The organism is Sphingobacterium sp. HSC-15S19 (assembly GCF_050433745.1).
Lineage (GTDB): Bacteria > Bacteroidota > Bacteroidia > Sphingobacteriales > Sphingobacteriaceae > Sphingobacterium > Sphingobacterium siyangense.
This window is the reverse complement of record NZ_JBNPWQ010000029.1, coordinates 36,401-57,449: the sequence shown is the minus strand read 5'-3', so window position 1 is coordinate 57,449 and position 21,049 is coordinate 36,401. Positions and strand designations below refer to the sequence as shown.

9 protein-coding genes are annotated in these 21,049 nt (G+C 43.1%); 1 reads left to right on the top strand and 8 read right to left on the bottom strand.

Annotation, left to right across the window (positions count from 1 at the left end):
• From L1283_RS20875 to L1283_RS20850, 6 genes are all read right to left on the bottom strand, one after another.
• Positions 1–936 carry a hypothetical protein gene (locus L1283_RS20875; protein WP_145327427.1) on the bottom strand — a complete coding sequence of 312 codons (936 nt, stop codon included), beginning with the start codon at positions 934–936 and terminating at the stop codon, positions 1–3.
• Between the two features lie 49 nt (positions 937–985).
• Positions 986–2,614 carry a RagB/SusD family nutrient uptake outer membrane protein gene (locus L1283_RS20870; RefSeq protein WP_145327428.1) on the bottom strand — a complete coding sequence of 543 codons (1,629 nt, stop codon included), beginning with the start codon at positions 2,612–2,614 and terminating at the stop codon, positions 986–988.
• Between the two features lie 12 nt (positions 2,615–2,626).
• A complete protein-coding gene (locus tag L1283_RS20865) occupies positions 2,627–5,764 on the bottom strand; it encodes a SusC/RagA family TonB-linked outer membrane protein (protein ID WP_208734130.1) in 3,138 nt (1,045 codons plus the stop codon).
• Between the two features lie 27 nt (positions 5,765–5,791).
• Positions 5,792–8,656, bottom strand: coding sequence for a glycoside hydrolase family 31 protein (locus L1283_RS20860; RefSeq protein WP_286851542.1), 2,865 nt, complete (start codon positions 8,654–8,656; stop codon positions 5,792–5,794).
• A gap of 182 nt (positions 8,657–8,838) precedes the next feature.
• Positions 8,839–12,849, bottom strand: coding sequence for a hybrid sensor histidine kinase/response regulator transcription factor (locus L1283_RS20855; protein WP_312352645.1), 4,011 nt, complete (start codon positions 12,847–12,849; stop codon positions 8,839–8,841).
• 555 nt (positions 12,850–13,404) lie between these two features.
• Complete coding sequence (locus L1283_RS20850; protein ID WP_286709518.1) at positions 13,405–13,995, bottom strand: YdeI/OmpD-associated family protein; 591 nt, start codon at positions 13,993–13,995, stop codon at positions 13,405–13,407.
• A 641-nt stretch (positions 13,996–14,636) separates the two neighbouring features.
• Between L1283_RS20850 and L1283_RS20845 the strand changes: the two genes are divergently transcribed.
• A complete protein-coding gene (locus tag L1283_RS20845) occupies positions 14,637–15,566 on the top strand; it encodes a metallophosphoesterase (RefSeq protein WP_429626415.1) in 930 nt (309 codons plus the stop codon).
• Positions 15,567–15,676: 110 nt separating this feature from the next.
• Here L1283_RS20845 and L1283_RS20840 read toward each other — a convergent pair whose 3' ends face one another.
• The gene (locus tag L1283_RS20840; protein ID WP_286851537.1) at positions 15,677–17,446 is read right to left on the bottom strand and encodes a RagB/SusD family nutrient uptake outer membrane protein; all 1,770 of its coding nucleotides are present in this window, start codon (positions 17,444–17,446) and stop codon (positions 15,677–15,679) included.
• 11 nt (positions 17,447–17,457) lie between these two features.
• Positions 17,458–20,703: a SusC/RagA family TonB-linked outer membrane protein gene (locus L1283_RS20835; RefSeq protein ID WP_429626414.1), complete on the bottom strand. Its 3,246-nt coding sequence runs from the start codon at positions 20,701–20,703 to the stop codon at positions 17,458–17,460.
• Positions 20,704–21,049 lie beyond the last annotated feature (346 nt).

Genomic DNA, 21,049 nt, shown 5'->3' with positions numbered 1-21,049 from the left:
TTATTTAGTCTTATTGGTATCCGAGGCATTTTCGGTCAAACTCTCCTTGTAGGCCTTGCTGATAAAATTAAAGGTCAGCATAGCTGCTCCGTCGTTCGAAAGCACAGGATCCCGCAATACCGCCAGTTGCATCGTATTCTCGGTCAGCGACATAATACGGACATCGCCCCAGTCGACAACGATCCCATCTTGTGGCTTTCCATGTAAAGGCGAAGCGCCGGTCATACGGATGGTTTTCTTTTCGGTATCGATATTAAAAGTCCCCTTCTGGACTTTCCCCAGCATAGCATGATTCACATTGATGTTTGCACCGCCTTTCAGATCAAAAGTCATACTTCCATAATCACCGGCAGGCATAAGCCAGCTATTGCCTTTCCAATCGGGTTCCCAGCTCCAGCTATCGCTATTTAAAGGCGCGGCTGTTTTATTGATGCTTCCCCACCAGTCACCGGTGCCGTAAAAATACATTGGACCTTTAAAGTAGCGGGAAATACCCTCAGCATCCAGATCGAGGTACCAGGTTTTCTCTTCCCCTGCCCCGCCCGTCAATAAGCTCCAGGTCTCGTCACTGATAAACTCGGCATACATCTGATCGATTTTAAATGTCACAGGCTCGCCATAGACAATACCACCACGCGTCTCGACACCAAATTTAACGGTGTACTCACCGGGAAAAGGCATTTTCAGGGTTACCTTTTTCTCCTGACTCCGTCCTTGTGGATGTTCCCACAATGGGGTGTATTTTGAATCCATCAAGCTGGTTAAATACACAATATTGGGATTGCTGGCGTCATGTTCAACGATAAAGGCCTTTCCCTTCTCCAACTGCGCCGAAGTGACATCAATGTCTCCCAGTGTATAATTCTCGGGAGAACAGGCTCCAAAGAGTACCATCGCCGCAAAAAAGCAGATGGCATATGTGAATATCTTTTTCATGTTTGTCTAGTTATAATTCAACCAATAGTAAGTCCTAGTATACCTGTGTTTAGTTCCATCCAGCATTTTGCTTCAGTACACCATTGGATAAGGTAATCTGCTTGTTAGGTATTTGCATAAATCCTTTCGTTGTCAAAAAACGCTCTTTAGTCACAGTGACCTTCTCCGGTACAGATCCACTGAGCACATCTTCGGTTGTTTCCAGTGTAGCGGCGGCATTATTCAGCCCCTGCCGCAATACATCCCAATAGCGGATACCTTCAAACGCAAATTCAAATTTTCTTTCCTTCAGAATATTGTTTTTTGAAACTGCTAGCGACACAAAATTGGTCTTATACGCTCTTTTCCTTACCTCGTCAAAGTATTTCTGTGCGTTTGCGGAACCAAGTTCTGCCGCCATAAGCAAGACATCAGCATAGCGGATGACAAAGTAATCCTGGTCTTGGGACAGTTGCATATCCTTATCCCCTCCAGTATTGGTGGTGCCGTCCGGCAATGCTGTGGGGGCGTATTTTTTTATGGTGTAACCTGTATACTCACGCTGGTCTTTCAGATCAAATCCCGTGATATTCTCGCCATCGATATCAATAATTGAGGCAGTTTTGCGTGTATCCATGTTGTCAAACTCATTGAAGAACTTTTTGCTTACCGTACATGCCCCCCATCCTTGGCCATAAGGCGACCAATTTTTACCGCGCAAGCCCAGAAAGACGACCCAGCGGTTGCCGTCAACATAACCGTTGTAGTTCGATGTATTGTTGAATTTCTGTGCAAATACAACCTCAGCATTTCCCTTACCGGCATATTTGGAGATATCTAGCGTATTATTGCTTGCATTGGGGATATAACTCGCTGCCGGCCACAGATTTTTAAAATCTGCCACCAGCGCAAACTGGCCGCTGCTGATAACTTCTTCGAGTCCCGCCAGGGCTTCGACCTTGGAGACACCGATATCTTCGCCGCCATAATAGCCTGCATAAAATAGATAAACACGGGCCAGTAGCGCTTTAGCAGCAAATGGAGTTGCCCGACCATCATTGGTTGCCGCAGCTGACTTGGGGTAAGCTGTTGCTGGTATATTGGCAGCCGCAAATTTAAGGTCTGAAACAATCAGTTGATAAATCGCTTTGGGGTCCGACTGTGGAATATTCTCATTGGTCGGGCTCGTTAGCAAAGGGATGTTTTCGAATAGACGGACGAGATCAAAGTACATGGTGGCCCGCAGGAATTTCGTTTCCCCTTCGATACGCGCCCGCGCTGTTGTGTTGCCTGAAAAATCAGTGCCGTCCAATTTTCCCAATAGCGTATTGCAGCGAAAAATTCCCGCATAGTAATCAGACCAGGTACCATCAAAGATATTATTGTCCGATTGGGACTGCGCAATATCAAAACGGTCTATTGCCTGAAATGAGCGACCGTCTGTTGTACCTGTTCCGCCAAAACAATTGTCGGCGGCCACCTCTGCTGTCAGATAGAAAGACTGGCTCCCATTGGAGGTCGTCCGTTGATAACCATCATAGCAGCCGACCAGAGCCATGTCGGCATCGGCTACCGTTTTATAAAAATTGCTTTCCAAAACGCTTGTCATCGGTTCGACATCCAAAAAACTGGATGAACATGATCCTAAGATTAAGGATCCAAATAACATGGAATGATAGATATAGCTCGTTTTTTTCATGATTTCTTGTGTTTAGAATTTAACATTTAGGCCAAATAATACAGTCCTTGGTCTTGGATAGTAACCGAGGTCGATACCCGATACCCAACCATCTGTTCCATAACCAATCTCGGGATCCATCCCATCATATTTGGTGAACGTCAACAGGTTTTGACCTTGTACGTAGAAGCGGATCTGATTAGCATACTTCCATTTGATCAGTTTCGACAGATCATAACCTAAGGTCACATTGCTGATCCGAAGAAAGTCTCCATCCTGAATATAAAGGTCTGAAAACTGCCAATTGACATTAGTTTCCGTAACACGGGGGATCGTACTGGAAGTACCTTCCCCGGTCCATCGGTCTAATATTCGTGTGGTATAGTTTGCTTGTTTATTGGCATGATTGCGGTAAGACTGTACAATTTTGTTTCCAAGGGAACCATAGGCATTCACCGAGAAATCAAATCCTTTATAATCCAGTCCAATATTAAATCCATAGGTAAAATTAGGCATGCCCACGCCCAAATTTGTCTTATCCGAGGCATTGATAATACCATCGTTATTCTGATCTACATATTTCACATCGCCCGGTTTTACATCCGCTTGAAGGATACCTTTTCCGGCTGTTTTCCAGGCGTCGATCTCGGCTTGGTTCTGGAATAGACCGTCTGTTTTATACCCCCAGAAGTAGCCAATGGGCAGGCCGTTTGCGGCGCGGTAAAATTCTTCCGAGTTATCGTATAACATGGCTGTCTGTCCGTGGATAATACCATCTTCTGTTGGTATCTGTCCCACCTTATTTTTGTTATAGGCACCATTTACCCCAATGCGATACTTGACTTCATTGATCTTATCCGCCCAATTTAGTCCCAGTTCCACCCCTGTATTCTTCACGTCACCGCCATTGATAAAAGGGGGCAACGTTCCGGTTGTCGCCAAAACAGGCGCTGTAACCAACCAGTTTTTCGTCTTTTTGACATAAAAGTCGGCAACAACATCCAGACGGCTGTTCGCAAATTTGGCATCAAATCCGATATTGGTCTGTTCGGAAGTTTCCCAGGTCAGATTCGGATTGGATAAGCGGCTCGGATAAGCCCCGGCAATATTATTGTTGCTCGTTCCAAAGACATAATGTGCGCCGGGGTTGGACGATGTAATGCCTGTTGAGGTACTGATTGGTGCCGCATATTGAAAATCAGCGATATCCTGATTGCCCACTTGCCCCCATGAAGCGCGGAGTTTAAAGAAGTTTACAGCCGCTAAATGTTCTTTAAAAAACTCTTCCGAAGAAATTACCCAGCCTGCCGATACCGAAGGGAAATATCCCCAGCGGTTGCTGCGCGAAAATTTAGAGGATCCATCTGCACGCAATGTAGCATTCAACAGGTACTTTTCTTTATAATTGTAGCCTAGCCGTCCAAAGTACGAGACCCTACGGGTGATGTTCTCAGGTTTTCCAGACACCGTACGCGTTTCAACGACGTTTCCTTTTTCATCCAGGTGTGCCTGGCCTGTAGTATTGTCCAGGTAAGCATGTGCAAAATCATTGAACTGCGAAAGCAGATTCCAGTTGGACCCCGAAAGGTAAGTTCCCTGGTAACGTAGCGATTCCATACCGACCATCGCCGAAAAGCGATGATCCGTATTGATATCAAAGTCATAAGAAGCTGTATTTGTCCAGGTCAGCGTATGACCTTTGCTCATGTTCTGCGAGGTTGTTGTATGATCTTGGTTGTAGGTGTAGATGGAGAAGCGGTATAAGGGCGTAAAACTTCTGTATTCTGAAGCATAATAGTTGAATCCCAGCAATGACCGCACCTTTAGGCCTTTGATCGGTTCGATTTCCGCAAAGATATCGGCCAATAATTTTTGGCCATCATTGGCGTTGTTCGAATTGGTCATCATCACCCCATATGGATTGCTGTCCCCATTGTACCAAGGTGAATTGGAAGTATCATTGAAAGGACTTCCGTACAAACCGTTGTCTGAATACACCGGTGACAAGGGCGAAGTGGCAAACGCACCACGCAGCGTATTGCTGTACTGATTGCCGACACTGATGCCTCGATTTTTGATGTAATTAAAGTTGAGGTGCTGACCTATTTTCACAAAGTTATCGAAGAGTTTATGTTCCGAATTCGTCCGGAAACCATAACGCTGATAGTTGGAAACATCTTTACCACCGACAATCCCCTCCTGACCAATATAATTCATCGATAAGGCGTAGGTGGATTTTTCATTGCCGCCGGTCAGGGCAACATTGTAATTGTCCATTTTTGCATTATCCTTGAACATATAATCCATCCAATTGGTATTGGCCAGACCGTCCATGCCGTTAAAATCAATCACCGCGGCCCCCGAATTCAGCGATTGCTCATTCATGATCAGCTTGTACTGATCTGCATCCAGCAATTTTGCTTTACGCGAAACGTTCTGAATACCCGTATAGCCATCAAACGACAGCACGTTTTTTCCCGCAGCGCCCATTTTGGTGGTGACCAGGATAACCCCATTGGCAGCCTGCGAACCATAGATGGCGGCCGAAGCTGCGTCTTTCAGTACGTCGATAGATTGGATATCGGCCGCATTCAAGACCGAAATATCACCTCCCGGAACGCCGTCGATGACGTACAAGGGGCCCGAATTACCGATTGTTCCCAACCCCCGGACGACGACCTTCATATCTGCTCCCGGCTGACCGGAAGTTGATGTAATGGATACACCCGGTGCTTGTCCCTGAAGCGACTGCAGCGGGTTCAATTGATTGCGCTTCTGCAGTTCTTCACCCTCCACCTTCAAATTGGCTCCTGTATTCAGTTTTTTCTTTTGTACACCGTAGCCAATGACTACCACCTCTTCGAGATCGGAAGCTTGCGGCTGTAGGCGGATCACCATATTGGGACCAGTAATTTTAACTTCCTCCGTTTTGTACCCTACGTAAGTAATGGTCAATACAGTCCCTGTGCTGGCTGCAATAGAAAACTTGCCCGATTCATCGCTGCTCGTTGAAATCTTCTGATTCTTTACGCTGATACTCGCGCCCCCGATCGGCAATCCTGAATCAGCCGAAACAACCGATCCGGTGAAGGATTGTGCCCAGACCAAAGAGGTCACGCTGGTCATGACAACGACGGCCATGCCCCTGCTCAACAATTGTTTGCTTATCATATGTCTTGATTTATAAATTGGTTTTTATTATTTTAATTTGACCTGCAAGGCTTTACCTGCATAGGTTACCACTGTAGATTTTGCTGATGAAACATCCAGTCCGACGGCATTCCTGTCGCTGACAAAAATGATATTGAACTTTCTTTTGGTCAGCATGCCGTCGAAATCTCCCTGACGGCTGGCCAAAGACAGTATCTGTTCAGAATTATCGTAGCTGAAATCAATGCGGCTATATTTCCCTTTTTCATAATTATAATTGCTCCCTTCGTCTTCATAGAGTGAAAACTGACCGTCTGCTCCGGCATAGATATAAATATCCAGCACATCCGGCTTTTTCTCGGCCGTATACTGCATGACAGGTCCAATGGGCACTATTGCTCCGGCTCTGACATAAACAGGGATACGTTCGTATGGTGCTGCAATAAGCAGATCCTGCCCGCCTGCTACCATCTTGCCACTGTATAGATCATACCAGCTGGCTCCTTTTGGAAAGTGTATCTTGCGTGAGGTTGCTCCTTTTTCTGTGACTGGACTGACGAGCAAGGATGGCCCCCAAAGGTATTGGTCGTTGCTGTCGAATCCATCTTTGTCCTGCGGGAAATCCATGGCAAGTCCACGTATCATCGAATAGTCCTCAAAAAAAGTCTTTGCGGCAAGACTGTAATTATAGGCCAGTAATTTATACCGTAGATTGATCGCATAGGTCATGCTTTTATAGGCCGGATGATCCACAGGAGCGATATTATACGGCTCACGGTAGGGATATTGTCCATGCGCCCTGAACAAAGGCAAGAATGCCCCGTATTGGTACCAGCGGCTATTCAGCTCGCGCCACTCCTCCAAGTCTGCCGCATTAGGTTTGTGAAACCTATTTTCAACCAAAAAGCCACCCGCATCCATGGTCCAGTAAGGTGTCCCGGACATCGAGAAATTGATGCCCCCGGCAATCTGATCTTTCATGTCATGCCATCTCGAAGCAATATCGCCGCTCCAGGCCGCCGCAGCATAGCGCTGCTGCCCTGCAAAAAAAGATCGCGTCAGAATAAATACCCGTTTGTTAGGATCTGTTTCACGCTGGCCCTCATAGATACCCTTGGCATTTTGCAAAGGGAACGCATTATAATAGCGAACAGATGACCCTATACTCGGCTGAAAAACCGATTTACGCTCATCCAGATCAATATTGGAGTGAATATCTGGTTCGCTGGCATCCATCCACCAAGCATCGATCCCAATTTTGAACAGGTTGTTGTCCAACAATTTCCAGAACCCATCGCGTGCCGCTTTGTTGAAAGGATCATAAAATGTCGAGGTATAGCCCTTTCCGATCCAGTCTTTTCTGCCATCATAAATATTTCGTGGATAGATCCATTTGTTGGCTTTAAATTCTTGGTATACGGAAGACTCTTCATTGATTTTGGGCCAGGCCGAAATCATGATCTTAAAGTGCTGATCATGCAGCTTCTTCACCATGGCCTGAGGATCTGGGAAACGCTTTACATCAAATTTCTGGCTCCCCCAGTCATTTTCAGCCCAGTAAGACCAATCCTGCACAATATTGTCGATTGGAATCTTACGTTTGCGAAATTCAGCTGCGACCGCTTCAATTTCCGCTTGCGTCTTGTAGCGTTCTCTGCTCTGCCAAAATCCGAAGCTCCAAAGCGGCATAATCGGTGCCTTGCCGGACAAGTGGCGATAACCTGCAATGACCTCATCCATTGATGCGCCCTGAACAAAGTAATAATCTATGGCATCGCCAGCTTCCGAATTAAAGGAAAATACGTTTTTACGCACTTCCGGGATAGGACTCTGCCAGTTTAAGGTAAAATAAGACTCCCCTCCATCTGGTATCCATTCCATGCGGATCTGGTGGGTCTTATCTTTCTGGAGGTCTCTCTCAATCTCAAAGGTACCTGCATTCCAGGATTGCCGCCAGCGGTCGGCGACCAGCTCCCCATCAATCCAGACTTTCATATAACCCGAATATTTAAAATGCAGCACATGTTTGCCTGTGTAGGGCGAAGAGAAACTTCCGGCATAGATGACTTTGCTTTCGGCCAGATTTACGCCTTTTGGAAACTTGTGCTGATCTGTTAGGTAGCCATAGTCAATGATCGATTCCGGTCGGGATAGATAAACCTCTTCGCCCTTGTTCCGATTTACATAGGTTGCTGTGAGCCAGCCCGGTTCACCTTCTTTTGACTGTAGTTTAAAAGCATTTAAGGGCAATAACGGTCTCACGTCGCCCGCTTTTGTGATGGAGTAATTGTGCCATAAAATACCATAGTTATTGGTGGACAGTAAAAAGGGGATTCCGATTTCTGTATTATATTGCAGCAGCGAAACCTGTTTTCCACGGTTATAGTTCATCACCGCATTCTGATGTTGGCCGAGTCCGTAGATCCCTTCTTCAGCATTGACAATAAAGTCTTGGTTAATGTGATAAAATGCATCACCTTGATAACTATTGGCTAAGAAAGAACTTGAATTCCGCTTTGCTTCTTTAAGGATGGATTGCCCCTTAAGATCAAAAAATTCCACGTTACCATTCATCAAGGAAACAACTGCCTGCATATTGGCCGTTTGTACATTTACCGTCGAGTCTGTCGAGCTTACCGCGAGTGATTTTACTTGCCGGCGCACTGAATCGACGATCACTAAGCTTGTTTGTCCCGGTAAGACTGCACCAGCCGGAACAGCTGTGACACGCACAATCTTGTCGGTTACGACATCCAAATAAATATCCTGATCAATGGAGGTCTCCGAATTTTTGAAGCTGACCTTAATACCGGAAGGCATTTTTTCATAATGAGCTTTATTGGCTTGGCTAAATCCCTGCTGCACGATTGCGAAGAGCATCAAACCACTTAAAGCGTACGTTAAGTTGCGCATTTAAATAAGATTTATTGGTTATTATATTCCCTTGGTTATTACACGTCCTTTCCTATTGAAAGAACAGATCAAATATAGAATGCAACCGGTTGTATAAGGGGTATGTTTTGTTAACTTTTAGGGGTTATTTTGTTAACTTATGCGGGAATACTCGCGGGCAACACTATCGATAATTCACTTATTTACAAGCTTTTTCGATAAAAAGACGGCAGGTTACCAAATGCAGATTTAAAATATTTGCTGAATTGTTTCGGATTTCCGAATCCTACTTCATAAGCAATTTCAGCCATCGATAATTTCGAGTTCTGAACCAGATGCATGGCACGCTTGAGCCGAATATGTCGGATGTATTCCATCGGTGAATAGCCTGTGATGGCAAGCACCTTTTTATAAAGCCCTACGCGGGTGAGGTTCATTCTTTTGGCTAGCAGTTCGACAGAAAGCGAAGAGTCACTGAGATCCTGCTCAATTTCCTTTACAAGCACACGGATAAACTGTTCATCAGCAGATTCGATATCGGGCTGCGCCAGATTAACGTTGATCTGTTTTTTATACCGTTTTACTAACGTCTGCTGCTGATGGAGTATCTGCGCCAATTTTGAACGCAGCAGACTGATATTAAAAGGTTTGTTGATATAATCTGTTGCACCGGCCTGTAAGGCCTCCAGTTCGATCTTCTGATTGACTACCGCAGTTACAATCAGCACAGGGATATGGACCAGCTTAGCCTGGGCTTTTATAAAGCGGCAAAAATCCAGTCCGCTCTCTCCAGGCAGGCTGAGATCGGTGATGACAAGATCGACCTGCTGCTTGCTTAGGGTCAATTTTGCATCATTAATACTTTGTACAGCGTAAATTAGGTAGACCGAACTCAGGGTCCGCTCCAAGTAATGAAGGAAGTCAATATCATCTTCCACCAATAAAATAGCGGGTTTATCCTGCTTACTGCTTTCGACGGGATCGGCGCTCGCTATGGCCTTATTTATGGGCAACTGAACATTAAATGTCGTCCAGTGCGCATTGCTGCTCAGCCTGATATTTCCACTCAAGAATTCGACATAGTCTTTGACAATAGAAAGCCCGATGCCTGTACCCTGATTCAGTTTTCCATTTGGCACATCCAGTTGTATGTAACGTTCAAAAACGCGGGCTTGTAAATTTTCGGGAATCGCTATACCCTGATTTTGAACTTCAATACACAGTATCTTTTCTGTTTCTTGTTCAGTGATTTCGGCATTGAATGTCACAATACCGGATACTGGGCTAAATTTGACCGCATTTGACATCAGATTGAAAATAATGCTTTCCAATTTGTTTTTGTCAAACCAGGACAGATATGTGTCTGGAGCGATATTGACCTGCAGCGAGATCTGATTGCTTTGAGCTATCCCGGCAAAGGCATCAAGCTGTTCGCGGATAAATCCCATGAGGTCCCCATATTCTTCGTTCAGTTCAAGTTCACTTTTCTCCAATTTTCTAAAGTCCAGCAGCTGGTTGACCAATTTAAGCAGACGGTCTGCATTCTTCTTGATTAAGTTTAGGTCGGCTTTTTTTTCCGGATGCTGCTCTTCATCCAGCAGCTGCTGTGCTGGAGTTAGAATCAAACTGATCGGAGTCCTGAATTCATGGCTTATATTGGTAAAGAAACGTGTTTTCAACGCATCCAATTCCTTTGCCTGTGCAGCTTGCTCTTGTGCGAGATAGAGTTGATTACGCGTCCTGACACGCAGTTTTGTCAAATAAAAATAAGCCCATAGGACGACTAATATCAAACAGGCATAAAAAAGAAAGGCCATTGTTGAACGCCAAAACGGTGGCTGTATATCGATTGTCAAAAGTAGTACACCATCTGACCAGCTACTTGAATCGATAGCATGCCGAATATACAAGCTGTAGCTGCGCGTGTCCAGATTGGTAAAACTGGCCCGCATGGTTCCCGGTTCAAAATCAAACCATTCATCACTTAGACCAGCAAGCTGATATTGATAGAGTCCATTATGTTGCTGTAGGTAGTCAAAGGTCGAGAACTCCAGCGAAATGGCATTGAGGTTGTACGGAAGCCTCAGTTCCTTAAGATTATTCAGGGCTTGATCGTAAATGACCCGGCCCGAAAATTCTTCACCTACGGCGACCCGCTTATTGAATAAATAGAGATTGGACAAAAGCGGCAAGATCAGTTCACTTTCGCGGCTAATTTTCGCAGGATCAATAAAATTGAACCCCTTTGGCCCACCAAAAACAAGTCTTCCGTCCCGCATTTTTAAAGCAGCGTTTTCATTGAATACATTACCCTGAAGGCCCAATTCCTGCGTAAAATTGCGGATGATAAACTTCTCTGCCTGCCCTGTACCGACAATCGTCGACAGGCCTTTGTTTGTGGAAGCCCAAATATCACCTTGATCATCTATCAAGAGCGCCAGGATTGCATCGTCGCTAAGCCCATCTTGCTGTGTAAGATAGCTTATTTTCGCACCATCGATTACATGCAGTCCCTCTTGTGTCGCTACCCAAATACGACCAGTTTTATCCTCTTTGATATCATAAATTAGATCATTCATGAGTTTCATAGGCGAACTGGATGTATTGATATAAGTAATCTTGTCGTCGGGTGTCAACAATGCCAATCCTGTAGCTGTGCCGATCCAGAGACGTTTTTTTGAATCCTCAAATAAGACAGAGATATAATTGCTGTTGATGGTTTGGCCCTGCCGTGTATATGTTTTCGAAAACTGTTCTGTTTTTTTATCAAACAGGTACAGGCCGGTACTTAGCGTTCCTATCCAAAACCGATGTTGACTATCTTCATAGATCTCCCATACACTATCGTCATTCAATTTCCCGGGGGCCGCGTCACGGTGGAAAACCTTAAAACTTTTGCCGTCAAATCGACACATACCACCTCGATAAGTTCCTATCCACAGCCTGTCTTCCGCATCCAGCAATAAGAAAACAATCACGTTGCTGCTCAAACTATTGGGATCCTGAGGATCATGCAGGTATTGCGTAAAGGTTTTCTGACTGAGATCATAATAGAGCAATCCCCCGCCATTTGTCCCAATCCAGAGATTACCCTTTCGATCCTGTACAAACTTATTGACGTCGTCAAAGGGAAGTGATTTGGGAAGTCCAGGATAGTTCTTGACTAAGGAGAATAATAACAAGTTGGGATGATAATAACTGATGCCGCCTTTGTATGTTCCCGTCCAGATAATCCCTGACTTATCCCGATATAAAGCCGTTATGCTATTGTAAGGTAGGCTCCGTAAATCATATTTATCGTTACCGATGATTTGTACACTTTTTGTTTTTTTATCATAAACATTGATCCCACCATGGTCAGTTCCTAGCCAGAGATGCCCTTTATCATCTTGCACGATATTGCCTACAAAAGGATTGGATAGTTCTTTTTGGAGATGTTGAATTGATCCATCTTTCGGATCAAGCCAGTATACACCGATTGGAATATCCTTTGAGAAGATCCATATCGCCCCGTCCTGATCGGCAAATAGATTATAATTTACCAGCTTATTGCTGATCGGCAATAAGCTAGTTTTGGTACTTCGCAGTGATTTCGTATCAATGTGACCCAGCAGGCCATTTTCGTAGATTACCCAGATCGTCTGCCCTTGCCCAGCTATCACATCGGCTATTCGGTTGTTTTTGGTCAACTGCGGTACAGTACGATAGGTTTTCTTTAGGCTATCGTACAAGATCAGTGAACGATCGCTATACAATAGTGCAAAGGTCTGCCCTTCCAGCGGTCTTATCGTATGTACGTCTTTGACGGGCAACTTTAAGCGGGTCAGTATGGAATCAAGCTGCTGGACGATAATGCCTGAATGCTGATCATACACATTCATCCGGTTGCTGGTACGGATCCATACATTACCTTCTGGTCCCTCAAAGATTGCGGAAATCGAATTTCCACTCAGCCCGGTACGTTTATTGGCGGAATAGCGAAAATTTGTGAATTGCGCTCCATCAAATCGGCTCAGGCCAGATTCGGTACCAAACCATAAGTAATTGTACTTATCCCTGAGTGCGCAATTGACATGATTATGCACCAGGCCCTGGTCAGAAGTTAAGGTTTTAAACGCATACGTATTGACCTGGCTCCAAACTGAAGATTGCCCTAAGAAAAGGAGAAGAAAGAGTTGGAGATACGCGTATAAAAAAGACTTAAGCTGCTGCATTGGTTATCATCTCCCCAATGATACAAAAATTGATCAAATACAGCAAATCAAGTTGCTATTAATATAAGCTTTGACATGGTCTTTTGATCGTTTCATCATTATACAACACGCACTATCACCTCTTATCATATTCCCAATATAAAAATGGCATTGTTGAGACAGCTATTCTTTATCCGCTAACCAAGTTACCACATTGCGATCACGTTCGTAAGTTAAACCGGAATAATACCATTTTTACAGGGGATTAACAGGGTGTTAGCAAGGGTTTACCCCTGTTATACCCCTGTTAACCCCCTGTTAACCCCCTGTTATCCCCCTGTTAAACCCCTGCTAATAGTAGAACTGGTATAAATTAATTAATACGTTTTGTAGGAAAAATTGAAAATCAGTTTTACAATGAAGCGCTTCCAAAAGATTGCTATTAAATAAATAGCCATGAAAATAGCACTATTTAAACAGCCCTATTAGGTAATAGAATTTCTAAAACCAGATGTTTAGATCTGACTAAAAATCCTTTATTCACCACTCGAAATAGCAGTTCAAAATACTGGAAACTTACTGAAATTGCTTAGGCCTGTCTTTTTCTGCTGCTCTTGCGGCAATCTCATCAATGCGTTTTTTGCGGGTATTTGGTCTTTTGGCGAGAACAATCCATTGCAACATCATTTTTTTGACGGATTTACTCAATCCAAGAAAATAATCTTTTGAACCAGCGTAATGTTGAAATGCTTCATCCAAATCCTCGGGAATAATTAATTCTTCCACACTGTCCAAAATTGACCAAGAGCCATTTTCTTGCGCTATTTTTATAACCTCATGCCCCGCTGGAGTCATCAGATTCGCATCGATTAGTTTTTTAACTTTTTCTTTGTTAATTTTAGACCAGGTACTATTGGGTTTTCTTCGGCTAAATAACTGCATGAATGAATAGGCATCAATCGGCCTCCGTGTGCTATCAATCCAGCCAAAACACAAAGCTTCATCCACAAGTTCAGTCCAGTTGACCACCGGTAAATTTGATTTTTTAGTATTACAGATCACCCAAATTGATTGTGCTATGTGATGATTGTTCTCAAGCCAAAATCGCCACTCTTCCTTTGTATTCAGGTAAATAGTGATTCTCTCCGCCGAATTCTGTTTGATCATTTATTTAGTTTTTTAGTCCTTACTGGTATGGATAAAATTTGTCTATTGTGAAAATACGTTTTTTTTGAATACTAGTCATCCATGTTTTGCAGAACAACGACCAGCTTGTCCTATTGACAATATCAGCCCGCTGCTCTATTTTCCATTTTCCCTCACTTGCCAAATGATTATTTTGCGTAGGCGCCAAGTCGATAGCGTCGAATAGCGTAAAAAAAACCAGCAACAGCCAATAATGGTAATTGAAGTCAAGCTAATCAGGATTTTCTTTATCATACGTATTTATTTTTGCATTTCGTTTCAAATAATAAGTCCTTAAAAAATTACAATCAACACAGAAGTTAAAACCTTTTATTCGTTAAACACCACAATCGCCAATTTACAGTATTACAATAGCTAAAAAATCGATAGTTTATATGTGTTGGCAATTATTTATAATTCGTTAGTGATCCATCAATTTACACAAACGTTTGTGTATTCAATTTACTTGAATCTCTAATTTATTCTCAGTATACTCGTGATAACATTATAATCAATTACCTAGAACAGTGGTTCAAAAAATAGACTAAACAGACAGCAAAGCAACATTACCGGAATACGGACTAATATATTCTTATAGCAACATATTTTAAAACGCTAAAAAAATGAAACAGATTGGCTTAAAAATCAAACAGGAATGGAAGTTTCTTTCCATATTCGTCATCTGCTCTTTACCCGGCTTATTCAGCATGGCACAATCCAACACACCGGTCCTCCGTATCGGTATCATGGCCGATATGCAATACGCAGACAAAACAGACCACGGTAGCCGTTTCTACCACAATTCATTAATGAAGGTCGATACGGCTGTAGACTTCTTCAATCGCAATAAGGTCGATTTTTCATTGATTCTTGGCGATCTTGTCGACGAAGGTCCAAAAGATCTTCCAGTACTGTTAGAACATCTCTCCCCCTTAAAAAAAACGACTTATTGTCTACTTGGAAACCACGACTATGTTAACGTATCCAAACCGGATCTTTTGCACACTGCTTTTGGGATGCCAGCTAAATACTATGCATTTACAAAAGGAAAATGGCGGTTTGTTTTCTTAAATACGAATGCGCTCAGTGAATATGCCACAACGCCCAATTCAGCAGACCAACGTGAATGGAAAACCCTGGTGGATAGCCTACAGACAAGCGGAAGGAAAAATACGCAACCCTGGAATGGCGGAGTTGACCGTAAACAACTCGAATGGTTACAAAACGAACTTGCCCAAGCGTGGAAAAACAAAGAGCATGTGATCGTATTGACACATCATCCTTTATTGCCAGAAAACGGCTATGAAACACTCAATAACCGGGAGGTTCTTGATATACTATACAAATTCCCCGAAGTTAAGTTGGTACTTTCCGGTCATAATCATAAAGGCAATTATGTAATGGCAAATAATATTCCTTTTGTAACCATGGAGGGTATGATCGAAACAGCTACCAGCAACGCCTATGGACTTTTGGAACTCTATCCGAAAGAAATCAAAATCAAAGGCCAGGGTAGACTCAGTTCAAGAGTTTTTAAATTATCATCCAAATAAGGCTCAATCGGGTGATTAATAAACTCACCATAAATGAGATTTAAATAAAACACCCGCAACGGCTTTAGCTGTTGCGGGTGTTTTTTATTGAATAGGTTTAGACAAAAATACTATTCCATGGTTGGATTAAATGTTCCGCCCCAATCTTTATTCTGCTTGATATTTGGGTTCTTGTCAATGACCGACTGCGCGACGGGAAAGAAATAATAGGTATCGGGTACCAAATTCACTTTGTTTCCTGTACTGGGCACCTGCAAGACGCTATATTTGAACTGATTTTCCTTCAATGTATATGTTTTGGCCAATGCATTGGCATCATCCAGATTCATCTCCGTTCCATTTGAATTTATTGCTATCGCTTCAACTCCATGTTTGGTTGTATTGTTCAGTATATTGAGCTTACGTAACCTTCTTAAATCCCAAAAACGATGTCCCTCAAAACAGAACTCAATATTACGCTCTGCCAAAATGGCCTCGCGCATTTGTTCCTTCGTGGTTGCTGTTATGCCAAATTTATTGTCTGCGCCCGGCTCGATTCCCGCTCTTTTCCTAATTTGCGTAACCAGGTCTAAGGCTGTCGCAAAATCTCCTGTTTCATTTGCCGTTTCAGCATAATTCAATAGGACCTCGGCATAGCGCATCAACACAAAGTCGACATCATACTGAGTTTCCACTTCGGTTTGCTTTAATGACAGTTTGGAATTTTTTAAGATAAAAAACCCGCTATATCGATCCAAATTGGACGATGGAGTTTTTGCCTTCGGGTTAATGCCAAAGTCATCTAAAGCCGGAGCAATACCGACAGAAGTGTATTGTCTTTTGCCAGTCTTGCCGGAAACTTCATAGATTTTGGCATTCCACACAATAGACTTGTCAAAACGCGGATCGCGGTTTTCCCAATAGGATTGTAAAAATTGATCTTCTGTCTTATGGTATTTACCCGCTTGATCGGAATATAACTTTCCATCTTTCATTGGAAAAGCTTTTACAAATTCCCAGGATGGAACGGAACTTGCCGGCCCCCTACTTTCAGATCCCGGACGTACACCATTATCCCAATTGGCAACTTTATTTGGATAGGTATTAATCACAGCAAAAACAACCTCCGGCCCCTTTTCTACCAGCGCAATGTTGGAATAATCTGAAGTCAAACTATAGCCATCCGCCTTAAGCTGATCATAAGCTAATTTATTTGCGGTATTGGCCTCCTGCCAATAGGCATTTCCATAAGGATTGGAAGGGTTAAACTGTGGAGAAGCCTTATATAACAATACCTTTGCTTTAAAAGCGGCTGCAAAATCACCATCAATTTTCCCATAATCTGCTGTTCCTTTTGCAATTGTTTTTGGCAATTGTGAAATTGCCTGATCCAGATCTTTAACGATCAGATCAAAACATTCTTTTGTCGAATTGCGGGGCACATTAAGATCATCATTTTTTAGGTCTTGCGGTACAGTAATATAAGGAACACCGCCGTGGATCCTGACCATGTTAAAATACATAAAGGCACGCATAAACAACGCTTGGCCAATCACCGTTTTTTTAAAATCGTCTTTTAATGAAGTACTTTCATTGACTTTCTGTATGGCCGTATTGATTTTCCGGATGGTTGTATAATCCCATGATTTGTAAGAACCATTGTTGACGGTAACCGCATCCAATGGAAAAGCGATGCCGATTAGTTGTTCCGAATTTCCGTCCGCACCAGAATTCCAGTTACCAAATAGTGGATATAAATTGGCAAGATAGCCGTTCACTAGATTTGGATCAGCCCATACCTTGGCTTCATCCAGCGAATTGAGGTCCTCAATGTCCAATACATTTTTACAGGAGGACATGCACAAAGCCAATGCAATTAAAGGATAATATATTTTTTTCATCTTTTTTTCATTTAAAATTTAACATCAAGTCCAAACGTAAAGGTTTTCATGACTGGATAAGAATCATACAGCTTTTGTTCGGGATCATGAAACTCTTTCATTGGCGAAAAAACAAACAAATTGGTCCCATTAAAAAACAGATTGACATCTTTCACACGCAGTTTCTCCGTCATGCTCTTCGGCAATCGATAAGAAACATTAATGTCACGTAAGCGCAAATAGGCTCCATTTCTTATCCAGAATGACGAAGGGGCTGCACCGGATTCGGCCCATCCAGAGTATCCTGTTGGCCGCGGATATTTGGCGTCGGTATTATCCGGTGTCCAGACATCGGAAGCCCAAATTGGATAATATGGACGGAAGGTATCACCGTGCTGACGCATTCCACCGCCTTCTTGATTACTGATCATGCGATCATAAGCAAGAACTCCCTGAAATAAGGCCGAGACATAAAAACCCTTCCAGCTCGCATTGAATCCAAACCCATAATTGATGCGCGGAGAATTATTGTCCGACAATAACTGCAAATCGTTATCATCAATTTTCCCATCCGGACCACCTGAGTAATTCGCCCCCTGAATATCTTTATATAAGATCATCCCAGGAAAAGGATCCCTTCCGTAGGTCTTAAATCCTTTTGCTTTCAACGCATCAGCTTCAGTCTGTGTCCTAACCAAACCAAGGGATTCTAAGCCGATAATTCTATTCTCAGGTCGTCCAATTCTGGAGCGAAAATTCTGCGGCTGGCCCGATGCATAAGATGGTTCTTCGTCAATGATGTCCCAACGGTCTTTGGCATACCCCAGATTGGCATTGAGACCATAAGCCACTTCACCAACCTTGTCATTCCAGTTAAAAGAAATCTCGCCGCCTTTATAACTTCTCGCCGCATAGTTTTCAGGAGCAAGTGCACGACCGTAATTGTCAGGGACCTTCAGCGATCTTGGACCAAGAATATTGGTTTCCTTGCGTGAAAACAGATCAAGGCTACCGGTCAGCTTATTATTAACAAATCCAAAATCTAAACCCAAGTTGACACTCTTAGAAGTTGTCCAGGTTAGATTTTGTGTTGGGGTTGCACCATACGCAATACCGTTATAATAGCGGTCACCAAACATATAACCGCCCGAGGTTGTATACTTTTCTAAATAACCAAATTGCCCGATTCGATTGGCATTGACATCCAAATCGTTACCCGTTGTACCATAAGAAGCTCTGAACTTCAAATCCGATATCGTATTTTTTATATCCGTAAAGAAGTTTTCGTCCGACACACGCCAGGCTGCTGATACTGAAGGAAAAAATCCCCACCGCTTATCCGTCGGAAATAATGGTGAACCATCATAACGAAAAGAAAACTCCGCAATATATTTATCCGCATAATTGTAGTTGGCACGCCCGATGATACCACGTCTCGAATCGATCGTTTCATTGGCAGTTGTCGACCTAAAGTTGCGATCTGTAGGATAAATAAACATTTGATCCAGGGCTGTAATTGGATTTTCTGCCCGTGAAGTGACATAAGTCCCTCCTTTTTTGGACTGTTCATAAACCAATGTTCCGTCGACGGAATGTTTACCAAACTTGCGGTTATAGTTTAAAAACCAGTTTACCTGATATTCCCACAATCGTTGTGGGCTGTAATCCATGAAAGGCTGGCTCTGACTAAAAGTAAAAATATTAATATTCGCTTCTGATGGCGGAGCTGGTATAAAGCGGTTGTCATTCGGGTTTAAAGAAGTAAAGGTATAGTTCTTTTGAAAACTCATATAACGCTTGCGCATATAGTCTTGAGCAATGTAACTTCCGACAACTTTTGTCGAAAGGCCCTGTACCAATTTATCCAGCTTCAAGTTTAGGGTCATAATAGGATTGACCTGCCGCACTTTACGGTCTATATAGCGATCCCCAATGACCTGATCGATCACATTCCACGCCTGCCAGCTTCCCATAGGCGTCTGTACAGGATAAGCCGTAGGTGTATTGCTCGGTGTTCCGTCTGCATTCAGGTAAAACGGATACATCTTTGGCCAGTTGAATGTAACACGGTAGAAATCGGATACATCAAAATCATCATCGTTCGAAGATGTGCTGAATGGCCAAAAAAAGCGCTTCGAATTAGTCTGGTTGGCTGAAATATTAAAATCCATGCTAAAATCTTCGGTAATCTGTGCGGAAATATTGCTCCTTAGATTAAATTTCTCATGATCCAAAGATTTATAAGATCCATTTTCTTTACGGTAGCTCAGCAAGCTATAATAAGTAATTTTGTCGCCACCCCCATTAACCGATATTGATTGTCGATGTGTAAACGGATTGCGCCAGATAACGTCATTAGCATTGTAATTTTTGTCCTTGAAATAATCAAACTCTTTTTGTCCATTGGGGATAGAAAGACCACGAAATTCGGCGACCCGGTTTTGATAAGTGAGTTCATCTTGCGCAGTCGTTAAATTAGCAAGGAGCTCCTGTGTTGGCGTATTGAAAGTATAATTACTTTGTACATTAAAAACAGGTGCTTGCGCCGTTCCTTTTTTTGTCGTTACCACCACTACGCCATTACCGGCCCGGGTGCCATACACTGCGGCTGTTGCAGCATCTTTTAAGAAGGTCATTTGGTCAACCTCGTTCGCTTCAAGCACATCGAATGCAGCTTTATCGCGAACCACGCCATCAATTACATAGAGTGGCTCGGCAAAACTCCCCCGTATACGCAAGCTCGACGATGCTCCGGCCATCCCCGAAGTATTGGTGACATTGACACCTGCAGCTCTACCGGCGAGTGAATTGGAAAGATTTGAACTGGGGATGTTTTTTAACTGTTCTGCATTGACGGTAGCGACCGAACCGGTAATATTCCCTTTCCGCTGCTTACCATAGCCAATGATCACGACTTCTTCAAGTGCTTGATCACTCGATACCATGACCACGTTCACATTACCTGCGGAAACGGCCACCTCCTGTTTTGTAAACCCTTGGTAGTTCACGACCAAAACATCACCGCGCTTTGCGCGAATAGAAAAAACACCTTGTTGATTGGAGGACGTTTGAACGGATGTTCCTTTGACGGTGATGGTAGCACCGGCTAATACCTGACCTTTTTCATCTTTGATGATCCCTGTAACCTGATCCTGATCGACAATAGCATTGATCGGATCCAGATTCAGCGCGTAAGAATCAGGCTGACTAAACAGCAGGCAGAGCCCCAAAAGGCTAATGGGTCTCGCCTTTCCATGAAGAAAAAAATTTCTCATCATAATTACAAATTGGTTTAAAATAATAAAGAACCGTAGGGTTCAACTTTGGTTTATTGACTTTGCATGTCTTTCTTTTTATAAAAAACAGCAAAAGTGGATTAGATTGTCTATTAAATTTAAAAAACAAAATCTTATTAACGAAACTAATATGATTTTTTAATCCAAAATTCACAGAAACGTTACATGCTTAAAACAGGGAATGGAAATGCCGGACACAGCAGTCCCAATCTTCAGGTAGGACACCTAAAAACGGTAGTGAACACAGGGATTTAAAGTGGATTTATATCCCTGTACGAATAATATCTAAGAAATTTTATTTTCAGGCGAGCCGAGTACGATCAATGTA